Annotated in this window: 12 protein-coding genes; 11 read left to right on the top strand and 1 reads right to left on the bottom strand. The window is 59.3% G+C overall.

All coding sequences use genetic code 11. The features are described 5' to 3' along the window. The first annotated feature begins 12 nt into the window (after positions 1–12). From E6C55_RS12935 to E6C55_RS12975, 9 genes are all read left to right on the top strand, one after another. On the top strand, positions 13–741 hold the full coding sequence (locus tag E6C55_RS12935; protein WP_136370219.1) for an SDR family NAD(P)-dependent oxidoreductase: 729 nt from the start codon (positions 13–15) through the stop codon (positions 739–741). Between the two features lie 204 nt (positions 742–945). After that, a complete protein-coding gene (locus E6C55_RS12940) occupies positions 946–2502 on the top strand; it encodes an ABC transporter substrate-binding protein (RefSeq protein WP_168735615.1) in 1557 nt (518 codons plus the stop codon). 85 nt (positions 2503–2587) lie between these two features. Next, complete coding sequence (locus tag E6C55_RS12945; RefSeq protein ID WP_136370221.1) at positions 2588–4861, top strand: AraC family transcriptional regulator; 2274 nt, start codon at positions 2588–2590, stop codon at positions 4859–4861. A gap of 128 nt (positions 4862–4989) precedes the next feature. Further along, positions 4990–5919, top strand: coding sequence for an ABC transporter permease (locus E6C55_RS12950; RefSeq protein ID WP_136370222.1), 930 nt, complete (start codon positions 4990–4992; stop codon positions 5917–5919). A gap of 19 nt (positions 5920–5938) precedes the next feature. Beyond that, positions 5939–6817 carry a carbohydrate ABC transporter permease gene (locus E6C55_RS12955; protein ID WP_136370223.1) on the top strand — a complete coding sequence of 293 codons (879 nt, stop codon included), beginning with the start codon at positions 5939–5941 and terminating at the stop codon, positions 6815–6817. Positions 6818–6871: 54 nt separating this feature from the next. After that, the gene (locus E6C55_RS12960) at positions 6872–7609 is read left to right on the top strand and encodes a ThuA domain-containing protein (protein WP_136370224.1); all 738 of its coding nucleotides are present in this window, start codon (positions 6872–6874) and stop codon (positions 7607–7609) included. Between the two features lie 82 nt (positions 7610–7691). Beyond that, on the top strand, positions 7692–8753 hold the full coding sequence (locus E6C55_RS12965; RefSeq protein WP_136370225.1) for a Gfo/Idh/MocA family protein: 1062 nt from the start codon (positions 7692–7694) through the stop codon (positions 8751–8753). Next, positions 8750–10255 carry a sulfatase family protein gene (locus E6C55_RS12970; protein ID WP_136370226.1) on the top strand — a complete coding sequence of 502 codons (1506 nt, stop codon included), beginning with the start codon at positions 8750–8752 and terminating at the stop codon, positions 10253–10255. The genes E6C55_RS12965 and E6C55_RS12970 overlap by 4 nt, the downstream gene beginning before the upstream one ends. A gap of 198 nt (positions 10256–10453) precedes the next feature. Beyond that, complete coding sequence (locus tag E6C55_RS12975; RefSeq protein WP_168735616.1) at positions 10454–15676, top strand: Ig-like domain-containing protein; 5223 nt, start codon at positions 10454–10456, stop codon at positions 15674–15676. 72 nt (positions 15677–15748) lie between these two features. Here the strand turns inward: E6C55_RS12975 and E6C55_RS12980 are convergent, their stop codons facing one another. Then, positions 15749–16534 (bottom strand): helix-turn-helix domain-containing protein, encoded by a 786-nt coding sequence (locus E6C55_RS12980; RefSeq protein ID WP_136370228.1) that lies wholly within the window; start codon positions 16532–16534, stop codon positions 15749–15751. Positions 16535–16751: 217 nt separating this feature from the next. Here E6C55_RS12980 and E6C55_RS12985 point away from each other — a divergent pair, with 217 nt between their 5' ends. Continuing rightward, positions 16752–17528: a sugar phosphate isomerase/epimerase family protein gene (locus tag E6C55_RS12985; RefSeq protein WP_136370229.1), complete on the top strand. Its 777-nt coding sequence runs from the start codon at positions 16752–16754 to the stop codon at positions 17526–17528. Between the two features lie 153 nt (positions 17529–17681). After that, positions 17682–18443 (top strand): MgtC/SapB family protein, encoded by a 762-nt coding sequence (locus tag E6C55_RS12990; RefSeq protein ID WP_136370230.1) that lies wholly within the window; start codon positions 17682–17684, stop codon positions 18441–18443. Position 18444: the final 1 nt, after the last annotated feature.

The raw sequence follows: 18444 nt of genomic DNA on the forward strand, positions 1-18444 counted from the left end.
GGCGTTGCGAATATGAAGACAAATGCGAAGCAACGGCAATTGACGGTGGCCATCATTGGAGCCGGCGGCGGCATCGGGCAGGCGGCGGCACGGGTGCTGGCGGCGCAGGGAGCCCGGCTGGCGCTCGGCTCGCGCGGGGAGCCGGCGCTCCGGGAATTGACGGAGGAGCTGGCGGGCGGGGGAGCGGACGTTGCCTTCCGAACCGTCGATGTGACGAAGGAGGAGGAGGTTCGCGCATTCTTCGAGTGGGCGGGCCGTACGTTCGGCACCTTGGATGTGCTGGTGAACGCTGCGGGACTCAGCATCCCCGCACAGCTCGCCGAGATGACGGAGGAGGCGTACGATCGGACAATCGACGTCAATGTGAAGGGAAGCTTCCTGTGCTCCAAGCACTTCATTCCGCATACGGATCGGGAGCGCGGCGGCTTGGTCGTCCATGTCGGCTCGATGGCCGCGAAGCGGGCGAACAGCGGGGCGCCGCTGTATTGCACGGCGAAGGCGGCGGTGAACATGCTGGCCCAAGGGCTGGCGCTGCAACTGGCCGAACGTCATATTCGCGTGACGACGATTAATCCCGGGGCGACCGACACCGGCTTCTGGGGCGAGCGGCAGGTGCCGCGGGACAAGTTCATGACGGCGGCCGACGTGGCGGATGTCATCGCCTTCGTGGCGGCGCTGAACCCGCGGATCGTCGTGCACGAGATCAACTTCGAATCGTTCGCTTCCTTCCGCCCTTTATAATTGCCTAATCGGCTGCAAAAACGGATAATATAGGACGGGCGCCGTATTTATAGACATTTCGGACGATATTGCAGTGTTCATCCGGCTGTCTCCCATTATATATTCGAGTCGTCAAGCCGAGGGCGGCCGCTTTCGTCGCGGCATTGTGAAAGCGCTGTACCGAGGATGAGACAACATTATGATGAAATGGGGTCAGCAGCCACAATGAAATCGATTTTCCGTTTAACCGCGATCTTCTCCCTGCTGTCGGCGATGTTGATTACGGGCTGCCAAAGCGCCGGCTCGAACGGCTCGAACCAGAAGGGCGATACGGGGGCTTCTTCAAGCTCGCCGGCAGCTTCGCAGAGCTCCGCCTCTTCTCAGGAGGAGACGCTCGAACCCGTTAAGCTGAAGTATTACTTCTACGGTGCGGCGAAGCCCGGCGATGAGGCCGTCTACGACGCGATGAACAAGATTCTGAAGGAGAAGATCAACACCACGGTCGAATTCGTGAAGATTCCGAGCAACGGCGACTATACGCAGAAGATGACGATTATGGTGAATGCCCAGGAGGAGTTCGATCTGGCCTTCACATCGCCGAGTTACTTCGACTACTTCGCGAATGCCGCCAAGGGCTCCTTCGTGGACATTACGGATCTGCTGCCAAAGTATGCTCCGCAGACCTATGCGCAGTTCAAGCCGGAGATCTGGAACGCGGCCAAGGTGAACGGCAAAATCTACGCCAGCATCAACCAACAGATCTTCGCCCGTCAATCCGGGTTCGTCATATCCAAGCCGCTGGCGGACAAGTATCAATTCGATCCGACAGGCGTCACGAAGCAGTCCGATCTGCTGCCGTTCCTGGAGAAGGTGAAGGCGGGCGAGCCGGCCGACACGACGGATCAGCTATATAACGCGCAGATGAAGAACCACGTATTCAGTTACTTCTACCCGTATTACGAATGGGAGACGATCGGCGGATCGGATGTGCCGGGCGTGGCCAGCTCGGTCCTGGATCAGCCGAAGGTGTTCAACGAGTACGATACGCCGGAGTTCAAGGAATTCATCCTGACGAATGCCGAATTCCAGATGAAGGGGCTGATCGCCAAGGATGCGCTGACGCGGCCGACCTTCGATGCGTCCAAATACGCGGCCTCGTCGATGGCCACCTTGATGCCCGGCATCGAGGAGACGGTCAAGAAGACGTACAAAGCCGAGCAGTACATTATCCCGCTGGGCGATCCGATTCTGACGACGCCGAACGCAATCGCTACGATGACGGCCGTCTCGGCCACGTCCAAGCATCCGGAGCGGGCGCTCATGGTCATCGAGCTGCTGAACACCGACAAGGAGCTGTACAACCTGATGGTGTGGGGCATTGAAGGTGTCGATTACGAGAAGACGGGCGACAACCGGATCGAATCGCTATCCGGCTCCACATACGGTCCGGCGCCGGGCTGGATGTTCGGCAACCAGTTCAATTCATTCGTCAGCGGCACTCAGCCGGATGACGTCTGGACGCAGACCAAGGAGCTGAACGAAACGGCGAAGGTGTCGAAGCTATACGGGTTCAACTTCAGTCCCGACAGCGTGAAGACCGAGATCGCCAACACGTCGGCCATCGTCAATGAATACAAGGCCGCATTCAATACCGGCATGTACGGAGCGGATACGGAGAAGATTTACGCGGAATTCCTCTCCAAGCTCAAGGCGGCCGGGGTCGACAAGGTGCTGCAGGAGAAGCAGAAGCAAGTTGACGCCTTCGTCGCGCAGAAGCAGTAAGGCAGCACCATGCATAACGAGAAAATCCAAATCATCGGCCGATGATTTGGATTTTCTCGTTACCATAAGCCGGGGAGGAAGCGCGATGTTTACTATTGTCCGCAGCAAGAAAAAAGGGGCTATCCTCAGCCATGTGAATATTTTCCTATCCTTCCTCCTTATCGTCCTGGCCGCGAACATCGCGCTTACTACCTCCATGTATGTGACAGCGGAGCGGCATTCCGTCAATCTGGCTCAGTCCTCGACCGTGGAGGAGCTGTCCCAGATCAGCTACAGCACCAACTTCATGTTCGAAGCCGCCAAGCTGACGCTGCTGCAGTTGTATTCGAATCCCGCGGCGTTGAAGCTGATGAATTACGACGAACTGGGCCAACTGGAGACGTCGGCTCTGCTGCGGCAGGTAGGGGTGGACAACGTCATGATGCCGTTCGTCAACTCGATCTATATCTATAACAAGCAGGCGCAGAAGATGTACTTCGACGGCAAGGCGTTCCCGGTTGCCACCTTCCCCGATCAGGATATGGTGACCAGGCTCCAGGAGCCGGTCGGCCTGCGCAATCTGCAGCCGATTCCCCGAAGCATTCCGTCGCCGGATCATTACATGAATGCGCTCGACGAATCGATCCCCAGCGACAACGTCTATTCCTTCGTCTTGTTCGACGGCAGCTCGAACATGATTGACAATGCGATCATTCTGAACGTCTCCCAGGAATGGCTCGCCGATACGATCGAAGCGATGGACCCCCGCACGGGCAAGGAGACGGTCATTGTCGATTCCGGCGGCACGATTACGCTTGGCAACGAGCGATATCGCTACCTGGACGATCTAAGCGGCAATTCGGCCGTTCAGGACGTTCTGCGTCAGAGCGAGGATACGGGCTATGCGGTCGCTGCACTAGGCGGAGAGAAGTTCCTCGTGACCTATGTCTCCTCCCCGATGCTCGACTGGAAGTATATCCGGTTCACGCCCTATGAAGCGGTATCCGGCAAGCTGAAGCAGCTCCTGCTGACGACGCTCGTCATCTTCGCGCTTGTCACCGTTCTGTCGGTGGTGGCCGTCTTGTTCAATTCCAGAACCGTATACGGGCGATTCAGCCGCAAGATCAGCGAGATGGAGAAGAAGTACGACAAGGAGAAGCATGCCGGTTATGAGAAAAAGCAGCAGTTCCTGCGAATGCTGACCGCGAGGACGATGGAGGACAGTGTTCTCGTCAAGCGGTTCGCCCGTTACGGGATCGGCTTCGAGCTGAACCGCAGCTTCATGACCGTTGTGCTCAAGATCGACCGATACGATGAATTCTGCGGCAAATACGCACCGGAGGACCGCGTCTTGCTGTCCTACGGGCTGATTAATATTATCGGGGAGCTGTCCGTTACGCGCTTCACGCATGAAGCGGTCGATCTGGGCGGCGGCTTCATCGGCATTCTGTTTAATCCCGACCGAAGCGACTACGAGGAGATTACGGTGAAGATGGAAGGGCTGATCAAGGAGATTCAAGACAAGTCCGCCCACTATCTGGGCCTGTCGCTGTCCGCCGCGCTGGGGGATCTGCTGGATGAGATCGCCGATGTTCCGGGCAGCATCGAACAGTGCAAGGAGGCGCTTCAATACAAGCTCTATCACGGGCCGCGCGCAGTGCTTTACGTATCCGTCGTCAAAGAGCTGAAGAAGCGGGATTATCCGTTCCCGGAGCGAAGCGTCGCCGAACTGTTCGAGTATCTGCTCGCGGGCAGCGACGATTCCGTGCGGACATGCTGCCGCAGCATTATCGAGGGGACGCGCGGCTATTCCGTCGCCTCGCTGCAGACGACCGTGCTTCGGCTGGCGATCGAGATGCAGGATTTCGTGCGCAAGTACGAGCTGCCGACGGATGGGTTCGACTACAATCGGTTCATCGCCATCGCCAACCGGATTGCGGCTTACGAGACGGTGGACGAGATTGCCTTGGACGTTCAGGAGCAGTGCGCTTCGATTGCCGCGTACCTGTCCAGCTCTCGGGAGACGGTCAGGAAGTACGAGCGCTACAGCGGCATTCTGGACAATGTGCAGCAGTTCCTGGAGCGGGAATACGCCAATGCGAACCTGAGTCCGGAGCTCATCGCCGACCAGCTCGGCATATCGGCCAAATATTTAAGGTCGTTGTACAAGAAGGCGTCCGGCGAGTCGCTCGGCGAGACGATCAATCGCTACCGGATCGACCGGTCCAAGCGATTGCTGGAGCATCCCGAGATATCCGTCCAAGAGGCGGCGCTGCGCAGCGGCTTCACGAATATCAATTACTTCTATACGTTGTTCAAGAAATACAACGGCAGCACGCCGAATGAATTCCGCAATCTGCGGCTGGCCGATTCGAAGTGACGGCATAAGGCCATATTTGTAGGGAATTTGGACGATATTACAGTATTCAGCGCGAGCGAACGCCCCCTATACTGAAGCCGTCGGCCGGGACAACCGACAATATCCGGCGGAAAGGGAGCGTTGCGGCCATGAATTCGGAACGTCTGCGCAGGAAGCTTAAGCCATTCAAAGACCATCGGCATCTTCTGATGATGTCTCTTCCTGCGATGATCAAAATCTTTATCTTCTCCTATCTCCCCATGTTCGGCATCATTATGGCCTTCAAGGACTATGTGCCGGCGAAGGGGATTGCGGGCAGCCCGTGGAACGGCTTCCGCAACTTCGAGTTCTTCTTCAAATCGGTCGATGCCTGGCGGATTCTTCGCAATACGATCGGGCTGAACGCCCTGATGATCGTCGTGGAGCTGCTGGCCGGCGTCATCGTCGCGCTGCTGCTCTATGAAGTGGCAAGCAGGCGTATGCTGAAGACCTACCAATCCGTTATGTTCTTCCCCTACTTCTTCTCTTGGGTGCTCGTCGGGCTTATGCTGACGACGCTGCTCAATCCCGGCACGGGCATGCTGACATCGCTAATTCACCGGATGACCGGTCAAGAGATCTCCTTCTATTCCGAGCCGTGGTATTGGATTATTATTCTTCCCTTGGTCGGAATCTGGAAGGGAACGGGCTTCAGCAGCCTCATCTACTACTCGGCGCTCATGAGCATCGACAAGGAGCTGTTCGAAGCGGCGGAGATCGACGGGGCTTCCAAGCTGAAGTCGATCCGGCATATCTCCCTTCCCTTCCTGGCCCCGATGATGGTCATGCTGACGATTCTGGCGATCGGGCATATTCTGCGGGCGGACTTCGGGCTGTTCTACTTCGTTCCGCGCAATGTGAGTCTGCTCTATCCCGTTACCGATGTGCTGGATACGTACGTCTTCCGGGCGCTGACCGTGAGCGGCGACTTCGCGATGAGCTCGGCCGTCGGCGTCTTCCAATCGGCCGTAGGCTTCGTGCTCATCATCGGCACGAACCGCGTGGCGAAGCTGTTCAACAAAGAGTACGGACTATTCTAACAGGAGAGAAGGCGTGCATATGAGACGGAATTCCATGCAGTTGACGGCGCATATATGTCTGATCGTCTTCTGTGCGATGTGCCTGCTGCCGATGGTGCTGACCATCTCGGTCTCTCTGACGGACGGACAGGCGATTCAAACGTTCGGCTATCAGATCGTGCCCATCCACTTCTCGCTGGAGGCGTACGAATATATATTGAAGGAACCGTTTACGCTGCTGTCGGGCTACAAGAATTCGATCATTATCGTTGTCGTCGGAACGACGCTGAACCTGCTCATTACTTCGTTGATCGCGTATCCGCTCGCGCGGCGGGACTTCCCGTTCCGCGGCGTTATCTCCTTCTATATCTTCTTCACGATGATCTTCAGCGGCGGCATGGTGCCCTTCTACATTCTCATCGTGCAGTACCTGGGTTGGAAAAACATGCTGATCTCGCTCATCGTCCCCGCCTTCGCGGCGCCGTTCCAGATTTTCCTGCTTAGAGTGTTCTTCCAAGAAATTCCGCCTGCGCTGATCGAATCGGCGAAGATCGACGGCGCCTCCGACCTGCGGACGTACCGGAGCATTATTCTGCCCCTGTCGAAGCCGGCACTGGCGACGCTCGCGCTGATGATGACGCTGGGCTACTGGAACGAGACCATTCACGCGATTCTGTTCATCGACCATTCGGCGAAGTATCCGATTCAGCTCATTCTGAAGAACATTACCGCCTACATCGAGATGATGAAGAACGGAGGCGTCGATCCCAGCGGCAACCCGGTCGATCCGTCCGACGTGCCGACCGATGCGATCATGTACGCAATGATGGTGCTGACCTCGCTTCCGGTGATGTTCGTGTTCGCGTTCTTGCAGAAGTATTTTGTCAAAGGGATGACGATCGGCGCGGTCAAGGGTTGAGGCTTCGGGAGCACGACAGACCATACGAGTTGGGCAAAAAAGGAGAGAAGTGTCATGGGCGAGACGATTCGGGTGACCATATGGAACGAATTCCGGCACGAGACAAACAAGCCGCACGTTCAAGCGATCTATCCGCGAGGCATGCATCATGCCATCGCCGAAGGATTGACAGGCAGCTTCGCGATTCGCACGGCGACGCTCGACGAGCCGGAGCACGGGCTGGACGAAGCTGCGCTGGCGGACACGGACGTCCTCATCTGGTGGGGGCATACGGCCCACAGAGAGGTGCGGGACGACGTTGTCGAACGCGTCGCCGCTCGCGTGCTGCAGGGGATGGGGCTGATTGCGCTGCACTCGGCCCATTATTCGAAAGTGTTCAAGAAGCTGATGGGCACGAGCTGCTCGTTGCTCTACCGGGACGAGGGGGAGAAGGAGAGGCTCTGGGTGACGGCGCCGGGGCATCCGATCGCGGAAGGGATCGGGCCTTGCTTCGAGCTGGAGCGGGAGGAGATGTACGGCGAGTTCTTCGACATTCCGGCCCCTGACGAGGTGGTGTTCACGAGCTGGTTCGAGGGAGGCAACGTCTTCCGCAGCGGCTGCTGCTTCAATCGGGGACAAGGCAAGATCTTCTACTTCCGCCCCGGCCATGAGCTATACCCGACTTATCGCGATGCGAACGTGCTGCGCGTCATCTCCAACGCCATTCGCTGGGCGGCCCCGGCGAAGCGGGAACCGGTGCGGTTCGGCAAGTCCGTGCCGGCGCTGGAGGCCATTAAACCCAAGGGGGAATAAGGGCGTGCCGGCGCTGGAGGCGAGAACCTGCGGCGGCTGGAACTTCAATTGGAACTTCAATTCAAGAGGGGGGCAATAAGCAATGAGCAAATTGAGAGTAGGAGTCGTCGGCGCCGGGAGCATCTTCGGCAATTCGCATGCGCCGGCCTGGCAGTCGAATCCGCATACCGAGCTTGTCGCGCTGTGCGACGCCCATCGGCCGACGGCGGAGGCGCAGGCGCAGCGGCTCGGCGTGAACGCCGTCTATACCGATTATATCGAGATGCTGGATCGCGAGAAGCTGGACGCCATCGACATCTGCGCGCCCAACGTATTCCACTCCGAGGTGGCGATTGCCGCGCTGGAGCGGGGCGTCCACGTCTTCAGCGAGAAGCCCGATGCGGTGAACCCGGTCGAAGCGCAGCGGATGGCCGATGCGGCGAGAAACGCAGGCAAGGTGCTGATGGTCATGCGCAACAACCGCTTCACGCCGGAGATGCAATTCCTCAAGCGGTACGTCGATAGCGGGGCGATGGGCGAGGTCTACACCGGCCGCACCGGCTGGGTGCGCCGCCGGGGCATTCCCGGCCGGGGAGGCTGGTTCACGACGAAGGCGATGTCCGGCGGCGGCCCGCTGATCGATCTGGGCGTGCACATGATCGATCTGGCCATATGGCTCATGGGCAATCCCCGCCCGGTGGCGGTCAGCGGCGCGGCCTATACGAAGTTCGCCGACGCCCCGTTGCCGCTTGGCAGCAAGACGAAGCGCCTCGGCACGATGAACGAAGGAGGCATCTTCGACGTCGAGGATCTGGCGACGGGCTTCATCCGCTTCGAGGGCGGTGCGACGCTGCAGCTCGAATTCAGTTGGGCCGCGAACGCGGAAGCGCTCAAGTTCATGGAGCTGCGCGGCACGAAGGCGGGCTGCAGCCTGAAGAACGGCGAGCTGAAGCTGATGACGGAGATCGAGCAGGTGCTCTGCGACATCGTGCCTCAGTTCGGCAAGGACGAGAGTCGGCCGCATTGGCAGAACATTCATCATTTTATCGACTGCATGCTTGGTCTGGCGGAGCCGATCAACGACCCGGAGAGCGGCGTGGATATGATCAAGATTCTAAGCGCTATCTACGAGTCGGCCGAGATCGGAGCGGAAGTGCGGCTATGACGAACTTGACCAAGCCTAATATTTTGTTCATCATGTGCGATCAGATGCGGCATGATGCGCTCGGTTGCAACGGCAACCGGCATGTCCGAACGCCGAATATCGATCGTCTGGCCGCGGGCGGCGTTCGCTTCACCCATTCGTTCACGCCCGATCCGATATGCGTTCCGGCCCGAGCGAGTCTGACGACCGGCTGTTATCCGCATAGATGCACGGGACAGAAGTCGAACGGAGGAGTAATTCGAGGCGATTTTCCCAAGCTGGGCGAGGAGTTCGCGAGCCGCGGCTATGACACCTATTCAGTAGGCAAGCTTCATTATCTTCCTTACGCAGGTCCCGGGGAAGATCGGACAACGCATGGCTTTAACACGGCAGAATTCGCCGAATCCGGCAGAATATTGAGTCAGTTCGACCCCCTGGGCGAGCTGCGGGGACTCGAGGATTACCACGATTATTTGCATACGGTCGGCTGGGGCGGCTATACGCGAGGACATGGTCTCGGCAACAATGACGTCTACCCGGCTCCAAGTCCGATTCCACAGGAGCACTATGTCGATACGTGGGTTGCCGATGAAGCAATGGCCCGCATGCGCAGCCATTTGGCGGCGGAGAGCGGACGACCTTTTTTTGTATGGGCGTCTTTTCCAAAGCCGCACTCTGCATTCGATCCGCCCCGCCCTTACGACAGCATGTACGATCCCAGGCAGCTGCCGCCTCCGATCGGCGATGCGGCGACGCTTGCGGAACGAAGTCTCGACCATTTGGAGAACAAGCATTACATCCATATGTGGCACCTGCTGTCCCCGCAAGCGAAGCAAGTCATCAAAGCTTATTATTACGGGCTCATCTCCCATCAAGACGCTCAGGTCGGCCGACTGCTTGATTTCCTCGATCAGCATGATCTAAGCGGCAATACGATCGTTGTCTATACATCCGATCACGGGGAGATGCTGGGCGATTTCGGCTTGTATTTCAAAAGCAATTTTTACAACGGCTCGGTTCGCATTCCGCTCATGATCCGTTATCCGGGGGTCATCGAGCCGGGGACTTTATCCGATCAACTTGTTGGTCTGCAGGACCTGCTTCCGACTTTGCTGTCGCTGGCGGGAAGTCCGCTGGAGCGGCAAGTGGACGGTCGGGATTTGTCGCCCGCCATCTTCGAGGACCAGCCGGTGCGGGAATATTATATCGGACAGTGCGAAGACCATCCGAAGCAGCAATATATGATTGCGGATCGGCGCTGGAAGTATATTTACCACGAGTACGGAGCTATCGAGGAATTGTACGATCAGCAGAAGGACGAAGCGGAGACGGTCAATTTGGCGGACAGCGCCGAACCGCATATTCGCAAGGTAAAGGAAGCGATGAAGCAGGCGTTGATCGGGTGGTGCGAAGGTAACGAAGATCGGGCCATGCTGGATAACGGAATTCTGGCCAAGGCCGAGCGGAAGCAGACAACCGTGCGGCCCAGCCCATCCAACCCGTTCGGTCGGCGCTTGTACTGACGGCAAAGCGCTTGTCCATCCGGTAACGGCGGGGCGACAACGTCTTCGGAGAGAAATTCGACATGCTGCGCTGCGGGAGGGAGGTGACGTTGACGTAGAGGAATGTTGGCGGAGGATAGGAGCGGTCATGACAAGTCGAACCGGAGAGACAAGAGAACCGTACGGCACGACATCCTATTACGGAAAGGTAGAGATGGCATGCTGAATGGAAAAATACGTCGGCTGCCGGCGGTCCTGGCGGCCGCCAGCTTGCTGCTGGGCATCATCCTGACGCCGATCGGCGGCGCCGTGGTTCGTGCGGACGAGCCCGGCATCGGGGATCTGGCCCATGAGGGCTTCGACGCGATCATCACCGGCGGGAAGCCCGGCGGGACGGGGTGGAGCTACAAGGAGACGAACGGAACGGTTGCGGTGGCGGAGGTTCCGGACGCTGCGAACAAGAGTCTCGAGATTGATCGCACAGCCACGGACACAGGCACGAATCTGTATGCGAGGTATGCAACCGGGAGTGCGCTGACCGGCCAGTATGTCGTTCGCACGAAGGTGATGGCGGCCCAGACGGACGCGACCGTCATCGCGCTGCAGCTGCGATCTTCGGACAACAAGGAGCTGGCGGTCGTCACGCTGACATCGGACGGCAATATCCGTTATCAGCAGGCGAGCAGCACAGTCGTTGTGCAGCCGTATTCGGCCGGCGTCTGGTATGACGTCGCCGTGGCGGTCGATACCGCTGCGCAGCAGTACATTCTGCTCATCGACGGCGTTAGCAAGGTCGGACCGGTCGCGTTCAAGAGTGCGGACGCGCACGATCTGAAGCAGGTCGACTTCCAGGTGTACCGCACGACACCGGGCGTCGCCTACTTCGACGACTTCGACCTGTATACGCAGAGCGTCAGCTTGAACGAATCGACGGCGACGTTGCCGATCGGGCAGAGCGAGTCGCTGGCCGCATCGGTGTTGCCCGCAATCGATGGATTGCAAGCGGTTACATGGACATCGAGCGATCCAAGCGTCGTTCGGGTGGACGCCGGCGGCACGATAACCGCCTGGGGGTATGGCACCGCCACCGTGACGGCGACATCGCCGGGAGGCGCGTCCGCCGACTGCGCGGTCACTGTTCCGGCCGGGCCCGACGTTCCGGTGACCGGTCTGACGCTGGAGGGCGGCGATCTGACGCTGGATGCCGGCGAGAGCCGGGATGTCTCCGCAACGCTGGAGCCGTTCTATGCAACCGATCAAGCGATTGCCTGGACGTCGAGCAATCCTTCGGTCGTCTCGGTGGTCTACAGCGTCTACTCCGGTACGGCCACGCTGACGGCACTGCAGCCGGGGACGAGCATAATTGCCGCGACCAGCGACGACGGCGATTACAGCGGCCATATCCAGGTGACGGTGCTGGCGAGCGGCGATCTGTTCGCCGAGCGCTTCGAATCCTATAGCCCGGGAACGAAGCCGAGCACGCTCAGCATACCGACCGTTGCGGGCGTGACGGCGGCGGTGGCGGACAATCCTTACTCGCCGGGCAGAAGCTTCAAGATCGACAAGTCCGCAGAGACGGCCAGCAGCTACCTTGTCTCGCGGACGATAAGCGCCGGCCACGAGAAGGTGAAAGTATCCTTGCGGGCCATGGCCAAGCAGACGGATGCGGTCGTCTATACCGCCGTTGTCCGCAACAGCTCGGGAGCGTCCGTTCTCTACGCGGACTTCCACAGCAACGGCAAAATATCGATTATGAACGGCGGCTCCTGGGAGGCGATTGAGCCCTACGAGGCGAACCGCTGGTATCGGTTCGACCTGATCCTCGATGCATCGACGGATACGTACGATCTGTATATCGACGGGGTGCCGAAGCGGCTCGGTCTCGCCATGATTCAGCCGGCGGACGAGATCCGCAACGTTCAGTTCGGCATGTACGGGGCGGCCGTCGGCACCGCGTACTTCGATGATCTGGAGTTCTTCAGCTACCGCGCGGTGACCGGGTTCGATCTGCTCTCGATTCCAACCGTGCTGGCGTTGAACGACACGATTGCGCTGAAGCCGAACTTCACGCCGGCCGACGCGACCTTCACCGCCGTCCAGTGGGCGAGCAGCAACCCGGGGGTTGTGGCGGTCGACGATCTGGGCAACGCGACAGGCGTAACCGAGGGGACGGCCACGCTGACGGGGACGACGGTGGACGGCGGTCTGGTCGACAGCGTCGCGATAGAGGTGGTGGAGAAGCACCCGACAGGCGTCTCGATCAGCCCGGCGGCCTTGACGCTGCCGCTCGGCTCCGATCGCGCGCTGACGGCCGCGGTGCTGCCGGCCGACGCCAGCAACCGCAGCGTCGCCTGGAGCAGCAGCAATCCGTCCGTTGCCTCCGTAGATGAGGAGGGACGGGTGACGGCAACGGGCATAGGCACCGCCGAGATCACCGCCGAGACGGAGGACGGCGGCCTTACAGCCTCCATTGAAGCGGAGGTTGTGGCCCGAACGGTTCAGGCCGCCTACTATGTATCGCCGGATGGCAGCGACAGCAATTCCGGCACAGAGGCGTTGCCCTTCCGGACGCTGGAGAAGGCGCGGGACGCCGTGCGTACGATCAACGCCGACATGACGGGCGATATCGTCGTTTATCTGCGGGGCGGAGATTATCCGTTGACGACCGCGCTGCAGCTCGACGAGCGCGATTCCGGCAGCAACGGGTACTGGATCATTTACCGGGCGTACGAGGACGAGCAGCCGGTCATCGAAGGCGGCCGGACGATCGGCGGATGGACGCTGTACGATGCCGGCAATGGCATCTATCGGGCGTCCGCCGGCGGCGACCTAGAGACGCGGCAGTTGTTCGTGAACGGCGTCCGGGCGGTCCGGGCACGAAGCGAAGGCGGGCTGACGAATCCGCAGAAGACGGCGACGGGCTACGTGTCGGACGACGTCGGTCTGGCGTCCTGGAACAACATCGGCGATCTCGAGTTCGTCTACAAGGCGGAGTGGACGAATCCGCGGGATCGCGTACAGTCCGTTACGGTCCAGGACGGTCAAGCGGTCATTGCCATGCAGCAGCCCGGGTGGAATTATGTGACGGTCAGATCATCCGTGGTTAATCCCTGGTATTTGGAAAATGCCTACGAGCTGCTCGACCAGCCAGGAGAGTGGTATCTGGATCGCACGACCGACATGATCTACTACAAGCCGCGCACCGGCGAGAATATGAGCACGGCCGATGTGGTCGCGCCGGTCGCCGAGCAACTGGTGAACATCGCCGGCACGACGCTGGACACGCCGGCGGACGGCATTCGCTTCGAGGGGCTGACGTTCGCCTATACGACCTGGAATCGCCCGAGCTCCGACCTCGGACATGCCGACGCCCAGAACAACCTGCTGCGCTACGGCACCGACAAGCTGCCGCCCGGCGCGATTATGGCGGAGAAGGCGTCGCATATCGTCTTCGAGAACAACACCTTCACGAAGCTCGGCATTACGGCTATCACGATGACCGGCGCTGTGCAGCATAGTCTGATTCGCGGCAATCGCTTCTACGATATCTCGGGAAGCGCGATCGATGTCGGCGAGGTGACCAAGAGCGATCCGGACATTTACGCCCCTTCCGATCCGCGCAAGGTGCTGAAGAACATCGATATCGAGAACAACTACATCCACGACATCGGCGTCGATTATCGATCGGCTGCAGCTATCGGCCTCGGCTTCGTCGCGGACTCGGATATTCGCCACAACGAGATTTTTAACGTGCCCTACGATGGCATCACGATCGGCTACGGGTTCGGATACGTGACGACTTCCGCGCTTCGCAACAACAAGATCCAGGCGAACTTCATTCACGACCTGCTGGGCGAGCAGATCTACGACGGCGGGGCGATCTATACGCTCGGCGGCACGGGGGGGACGGCCGACCACAAGAATGTGATCTCGGACAACTACGTGCGCAACCAGATGAACCGCTACGGCGTGATTTACAATGACGAGGGATCGACGTATTGGCAGGTCGAGCACAATGTCATCGATCAGTCCGAGACGCCGGTCTGGGACGAGATCTTCCCGGTGTCCTGGGCGTTCGTGAACGGACCGCTGACCAGCCACGATATTACGTTCGATACAAACTACACGACGACGGCGCGTGCGCAGATGGTCGGCGTCAATGTCAGTCAGACCGGCACACAGGTGTATCCCGACGCCCAGTGGCCGTCTGCCGCGCAGGCGATTATCGCGAGCGCGGGGCTGGAGCCGGCGTATCGGCATCTTGCGGACGATATGCCCGAGCGCATCGTGCTGCCGAAGAAGCTGGATCTGGCAAGCGGCGACGATGAGCAGCTTGAGGTGACGGCGACAACGGGCAAGGATGTGCCCGTCGACCTGTCCGGTGCGGACATCACCTATGTCAGCGCGGACGAGAACGTCGCGCAGGTGAGCGTGACGGGCAGCGTGTATGCGGCAGGTCCGGGTCATACGGACATCCGGGTGAGCGTCCAGGTCGGCGACATGCGCTGGACGAAGAACGTTCCCGTCTATGTGGATGACGCGTTCGACCATATCGACGTCTACTATGTCGAGAACAAAGCGAAGCATCTGCTCGGAGAAGAGTACACGGCCATGCTCGGCGTGCAGCGTCCGTTGACGATCGAGGCGAAGTCGCTGTATGGGCAGACGATGACGGTGTCGTCGGCCGTCTACACGAGCAGCGATCCTGCCGTAGCGACCATCGATGCCCAAGGCGTACTATCCGCCTTAAGCGCAGGGAGCGCCGACCTCGAGTTCGCGCTTGCGGTGAACGGCGTCCCGCACACTCGCACGATCGGGGTGAGCGTGCTGAGCTTCGGCGACCCGGCCGGTCTGGAATACGACGCTTATCCGCTTGACGACGCGATCAACGATCCGGATCATTGGTACGTCTATTCGACGGGAGTCGGCAGCCTGCTGCCCGGCTCGGACAACCTGACGATCTCGACGCCCGGTGGCTTCGCGACCTACGAGGGCGACACGTACGGGGACGAGCTGCTGACGACGGATCTGCAGATCAATTCTTCCGGCGGATGGCCATCGCTGGCCATCCGGGTGCAGCAGCCGGAAGAGGCGTTCACTTCGGCGACGAACGATCTGTATCTGTTCTGCTTCAAGGAGGACGTTATTGAGCTGCATCGGTTCAACGGCGGGGTGCGGACCGTCATCTACGGCAACCTCGACGGTTATACGAGCATCGGCGGCCAAGGGATTCCGAACCAGTACATTCCGTTCGGCGAGCGCCACCGGGTCCAGGTCGGGGCGGTGAACGAAGCCGGCGGCGTTCGGCTGATTCTGAACATCGACGACGAGAATGTCATCTACTTCCTGGACACCGGAGCGGAGCGAATCGAGGATTCGGGCTACTTCGGGCTGTACTCCCGGTCGGGAAGCATGAAGCTGCTGTCGCCGGAGATGGAATAAGAATAACGGACTAACAATGCGATGAGTGACGATGTAGAGCAGCCTGGGCGATATGCCTAAGCTGCTCTATGTTTATTGGCGAAGCGAACGGCGATATTCGCTCGGCGTGAGGCCGAAGCGAGCGCGGAACTGTCGATTGAAGTGCGTATAGTTGGCGAATCCGCAAGCTTCGGCGACCTGGCCGAGGGTGAGTCCGGACTCCGTCATCTGATCCTTGGCCATAGAGAGCCGAACGTCGATGGCGTAGTCCATAATGGATTGCCCGACCTCCTGGCGGAAGATGTCCGAGGCTCGAGATACGCCCAGGCTGACGGCCTGCGCGGCATCCCGCAGTCGGAAGCTTGTCGCGGCGTGCTGCTCGATGAACCGTTGGATTCGATAAGCGACGTTGCGCTCATACCGATTGCCATCCGGCATCTCGCGAAGCTGACGCTGCACGCCGAGCAGCAGGCAGCGCGACAGACCGTCCAGAATGGCCGGACTGCTGTCTCCCACGCGTCTCTTCTCCGAGATGATGGCCTTCCAGATCGCGAGGAGCTGCTCGTCGATGGCGATGCTGCTCTTCCGGCAGTGCCGCAGAGGCCCCCACCAATTCGTCAGCCATGCGTCGGCTTCCATATTCAAATAGTAATCGCACACAGGAGCGGCCTCGTCCGCACGATGGAGCACGCGGAGCCGATAGCGGTCGCCGGGGAGGCAGAGGAGCAGATCTCCCGGCCCAAGCTCGTAGAGGACATCGTTCACGTCCGCTTGGCACCGGCCTTCCACCTGCAGCCGAATCAAGTAGGCGCTGCGAACCCCATTGGATTGGAAGGGCTGCGTGTGCCGTTTGTACCCGGCGCTGACAACGGTAAGCATCGAATGCACCTCCAACCTCCAAGCCCGAGCCACAGGGGCATAGGATTGCGAACTGACGTGTTGTCATCGATTGTAACCTTGCCCCTATGTCTGCACAAGACAATTCCGTCCGTTCTCCGCCGGGTTGCATCGTAAGATAAGTAAAGTTTATCGCGAGATGCGCCAGCGACCTCTCCTTGACTTGTTGATATACTCGGTAAACAAGGAGGTCGATTCGATGAGATCGAAGTTAGCCGTTCAATTGTTTACGGTAAGGGAAGCATGTGCCTCCGATATGGCGAACGCGCTGGAGCGTCTGAAGGGAATGGGCTGGTCGGGCGTTCAGTTCGCCGGGCTGCACGGCTGGAGCGCAGCTCGATTGGCCGATAAGTTAAGGGATCTGGAACTGCGAGCGGCAGGCTTGCACTATGGCTACGCCCCATTGCTGGCCGGCCTGGAGCAGCATATCGAGGATGCGATCGCACTTGGCACCCGCGATCTCGTATGCTCGTCGATCCCGATTGAGATGAGAACGGAGGACGGCTATCGCGAAGTGCGGAAGGAACTGGCTCAAGCCGCCCAACATGCATCGAAGAGAGGAGTTCGCATCAGCTATCACAATCATGCCTATGAGTTCGAGCAAGAGGTAGACGGCATGGATGGGCTGAGCTATCTGCTCGAGCCGTCGGCAGGACATGCCGTGTTGGCCGAGCCGGACGTCTATTGGATCTTCAGAGGGGGGATGCCGCTTCTTCCATTCCTGGAGCGCTATGCCGATCGGGTGCCGCTCATCCACCTGAAGGATATGACGTCGGATGAGAAGGCAACCTTCGCCCCGGTAGGGACAGGCCGAATCGACTTTGCTCCGATTGCGGAATGGGGCGAGAGAAGCGGTGTCGAGTGGTACGTCGTGGAGCAAGATCGGTGCGAAGGGGACCCCTTCGACGCGTTGCAGACCAGCTATACGAATCTTCAGCGAATCATTGCAAGCATGGAGGACGGGACGATCAATTGATCGTCCTTGTTTGCCGTTCGCAATATCGGATTCAGAGGCCGATTTTGAATAGGGGAGCGGGCGAATTTGCAGTTTATTCGGCTCGAATCGGCCATTATATTGGGGAAGAACGGTCGTAATCGAACCATGGGGCAGGCGAAAGGAAGAGGAAGCATGTTGATTGAAACGGGAAGCGTGTGGGAGATATCGTGGCTCGATCTGGTGCTGCGGATGGCCTTGTCGGCTGTGCTTGGCGGCGTGATCGGCATGGAGAGGGAATGGAACAATCATGCGGCGGGGTTCCGCACCCATATTCTTGTCTGTCTGGGCTCGACGACGATTATGCTGTTGTCCAGCTACGGCTTCAGTTCCTTCGTCAGCGAGGTCAATGTTCGCATCGATCCGGCGCGGCTGGCCGCCCAGGTCATTAGCGGCATCGGGTTTCTCGGCGCGGGAGCGATCATGCGCAACGGCAACATGGTCAAGGGCTTGACGACTGCCGCTTCGGTCTGGACGGTGGCGGCGATCGGACTGTGCGCAGGGGCCGGATTCTATGAAGGCGCATTGGTGTGCACATTGATGGTCCTGATCAGCCTCTATGTGCTGAACAAGTGGGAGAAGGCATTGCTGCGGCATCGACGTTACCAATCGATCGAATTGCAGGTGACGGACAGCCCCGGATTGTGGGGGCGGATCGCGGCTGCGTTCGAGCAGCACAATGTTCAAGTATCGAATATGACGGTAGCTCCGTATCCTCCGAATTCGATTCTTCGCGTCAAGTTGAAGAGCTTCCGGATGAACGACTTCCTGGAGGCAATGGAGGAGATCGGGCGACTGGACGGCGTCGAGGAGATCGATTCCGACAGTATGATCTTCGCTGCGAAGAAGGCGGATAGACACAGGAACGAACTTCAAGGAACATCGATCTCCCCGTAGG

Source organism: Cohnella fermenti (genome assembly GCF_004801405.1).
GTDB lineage: Bacteria > Bacillota > Bacilli > Paenibacillales > Paenibacillaceae > Cohnella > Cohnella fermenti.

What these genes read in the sequence shown, in the direction of transcription:
- E6C55_RS12935 (WP_136370219.1), top strand. Translation starts at nt 13, where the DNA reads ATGAAGACAAATGCGAAGCAACGGCAATTGACGGTGGCCATCATTGGA.
- E6C55_RS12960 (WP_136370224.1), top strand. Translation starts at nt 6,872, where the DNA reads ATGGGCGAGACGATTCGGGTGACCATATGGAACGAATTCCGGCACGAG.
- E6C55_RS12985 (WP_136370229.1), top strand. Translation starts at nt 16,752, where the DNA reads ATGAGATCGAAGTTAGCCGTTCAATTGTTTACGGTAAGGGAAGCATGT.
- E6C55_RS12975 (WP_168735616.1), top strand. Translation starts at nt 10,454, where the DNA reads ATGCTGAATGGAAAAATACGTCGGCTGCCGGCGGTCCTGGCGGCCGCC.
- E6C55_RS12950 (WP_136370222.1), top strand. Translation starts at nt 4,990, where the DNA reads ATGAATTCGGAACGTCTGCGCAGGAAGCTTAAGCCATTCAAAGACCAT.
- E6C55_RS12970 (WP_136370226.1), top strand. Translation starts at nt 8,750, where the DNA reads ATGACGAACTTGACCAAGCCTAATATTTTGTTCATCATGTGCGATCAG.
- E6C55_RS12945 (WP_136370221.1), top strand. Translation starts at nt 2,588, where the DNA reads ATGTTTACTATTGTCCGCAGCAAGAAAAAAGGGGCTATCCTCAGCCAT.
- E6C55_RS12980 (WP_136370228.1), bottom strand. Translation starts at nt 16,534, where the DNA reads ATGCTTACCGTTGTCAGCGCCGGGTACAAACGGCACACGCAGCCCTTC.
- E6C55_RS12940 (WP_168735615.1), top strand. Translation starts at nt 946, where the DNA reads ATGAAATCGATTTTCCGTTTAACCGCGATCTTCTCCCTGCTGTCGGCG.
- E6C55_RS12965 (WP_136370225.1), top strand. Translation starts at nt 7,692, where the DNA reads ATGAGCAAATTGAGAGTAGGAGTCGTCGGCGCCGGGAGCATCTTCGGC.
- E6C55_RS12990 (WP_136370230.1), top strand. Translation starts at nt 17,682, where the DNA reads ATGTTGATTGAAACGGGAAGCGTGTGGGAGATATCGTGGCTCGATCTG.
- E6C55_RS12955 (WP_136370223.1), top strand. Translation starts at nt 5,939, where the DNA reads ATGAGACGGAATTCCATGCAGTTGACGGCGCATATATGTCTGATCGTC.